Raw genomic sequence first — 2,500 nt, 5'->3', positions numbered from 1 at the left:
CCGAAGCTTAGGGTGTGCAGCTTTTGCTGTACGCGGTAGCGGAGCGTTCCGTAAGCCTGCGAAGGGATACCCGTGAGGGGTCCTGGAGGTATCGGAAGTGCGAATGCTGACATGAGTAGCGATAAAGAGTGTGAGAGACACTCTCGCCGAAAGTCCAAGGGTTCCTGCGCAATGTTAATCAGCGCAGGGTTAGCCGGCTCCTAAGGCGAGGCCGAAAGGCGTAGTCGATGGGAATCACGTTAATATTCGTGAGCCTGCTGGGAAGTGACGGATTTGCAGGTCTGTATCCTCTTATCGGATTGAGGATGCAGTGAGCAGGTTCCAGGAAATAGCCCCAGCTTATAGACCGTACCCGAAACCGACACAGGTGGACTGGTAGAGCATACCAAGGCGCTTGAGAGAACGATGCTGAAGGAACTCGGCAAATTGCACGCGTAACTTCGGGATAAGCGTGACCCTTCGGTGGGCAACCATCGGGGGGTGGCACAACCCAGGGGGTGGCGACTGTTTATTAAAAACACAGGGCTCTGCGAAGTTGCAAAACGACGTATAGGGTCTGACGCCTGCCCGGTGCCGGAAGGTTAAAAGGAGAGGTGCAAGCCTTGAATTGAAGCCCCGGTAAACGGCGGCCGTAACTATAACGGTCCTAAGGTAGCGAAATTCCTTGTCGGGTAAGTTCCGACCTGCACGAATGGCGTAACGACTTCCCCACTGTCTCCAGCATCGACTCAGCGAAATTGAATTCCCCGTGAAGATGCGGGGTTCCTGCGGTCAGACGGAAAGACCCCGTGCACCTTTACTATAGCTTCACGCTGGCATTCGTGTCGGCATGTGCAGAATAGGTGGTAGGCTTTGAAGCGGGAACGCCAGTTCTCGTGGAGCCGCAATGTGAGATACCACCCTTATCGTCATGGATGTCTAACCGCGGTATAACAGTACCCGGGACAGCGTGTGGTGGGTAGTTTGACTGGGGCGGTCGCCTCCCAAAGAGTAACGGAGGCGCGCGATGGTGGGCTCAGACCGGTCGGAAATCGGTCGTCGAGTGCAATGGCATAAGCCTGCCTGACTGCGAGAGTGACAGCTCGAGCAGAGACGAAAGTCGGTCATAGTGATCCGGTGGTCCCGCGTGGAAGGGCCATCGCTCAACGGATAAAAGGTACGCCGGGGATAACAGGCTGATGATGCCCAAGAGTCCTTATCGACGGCATCGTTTGGCACCTCGATGTCGGCTCATCACATCCTGGGGCTGGAGCAGGTCCCAAGGGTATGGCTGTTCGCCATTTAAAGTGGTACGTGAGCTGGGTTTAGAACGTCGTGAGACAGTTCGGTCCCTATCTGCCGTGGGTGTTGGAATATTGAGAGGAGCTGTCCCTAGTACGAGAGGACCGGGATGGACGAACCTCTGGTGGACCTGTTGTGGCGCCAGCCGCAGTGCAGGGTAGCTAAGTTCGGACGGGATAACTGCTGAAAGCATCTAAGCAGGAAGCCTCCCTCAAAACCAGTATTCCCTATCAGAGCCGTGGTAGACCACCACGTCGATAGGCTGGGTGTGGAAGCGCAGCAATGCGTGAAGCTTACCAGTACTAATAGCTCGATCGACTTGATCGTTCTCATTTATCAATAACCGTAAATCCATCGGATTTACCTCTTGTTCTCGCTCACGCCAGTTGGCTAAAGCCAACGGCTCCGCGGGGGCGGCCGAAACCTCGGCCGGGGTCCTCACTGCGTTCGTCCAACGAGCCATGCTGAGACTTCCAGGACAGTCAGATCATAAAAGACCAGTTCACGAGAAAAATAGCAGACAGGTTTGTTTGATCTGGTGGCTATGGCGAAGCGCCCAGAACCCGATCCCATTCCGAACTCGACCGTTAAACGCTTCTGCGCCAATGGTACTGTGTCTTAAGACACGGGAGAGTAGGGCGCCGCCAGATCTAACAAGCCTGTCAAATCCATTCTCTTTAATAAAGCCCTCGCTCATCACGAGGGCTTTTTGCTTTCCAAGCGAAAGCCCCCATCCACAACTCGAGCCCACGGATCAAGTCCGAGGACAGGCTCCGCTCTCATGGTCTTCTCCCCTTACGCCATTCGAGCATAGCTCTCCTGGCCTGGTCGCACTCAAATCCCTCCACCAGAGGCTTTTATTCAGCTTGTGCTGAACCGTTTACAAGTCCGCCGGACCTTTTCCCGGCTGCGCCGGACAACTCGAAGTCCAGAAGTCCACCGCTAAACGCTTCTGCGCCAATGGTACTCTCTTAAGACACGGAAGAGTACGCCGCCGCCAGATCTATCAAAAACACACAAAATATCCTTCTCATAACAAAAAGCCCCGCAACTCGCGGGGCTTTTTGCGTTCCAAAACACCAAATCAACACCGGGCATTTGGCCGCACAAACGCCCCTACGGCTTGCCCGGGTAGCCGAACCGACTATTGTGTCACGCAAATCATTCGCGCCCCACCTGCAGACCTCACATCTTCTGCAAGAGAGATTAAAATGAATGC

General features: G+C 54.7%; 2 rRNA genes (1 of these 2 cut by a window edge). Both read left to right on the top strand.

The window, feature by feature from the left end:
* A 23S ribosomal RNA gene (locus tag I2G20_RS15270) occupies positions 1 to 1,608 on the top strand; it begins 1,124 nt to the left of the window's first position.
* 207 nt (positions 1,609 to 1,815) lie between these two features.
* Positions 1,816 to 1,931 (top strand): 5S ribosomal RNA (rrf, locus tag I2G20_RS15265).
* The last annotated feature ends 569 nt before the right edge of the window (positions 1,932 to 2,500 follow it).

Origin of the sequence: Pelagibacterium limicola (genome assembly GCF_015694405.1) — a bacterium.
GTDB lineage: Bacteria > Pseudomonadota > Alphaproteobacteria > Rhizobiales > Devosiaceae > Pelagibacterium > Pelagibacterium limicola.
This window is presented reverse-complemented; position numbering and strand designations above follow the sequence as displayed.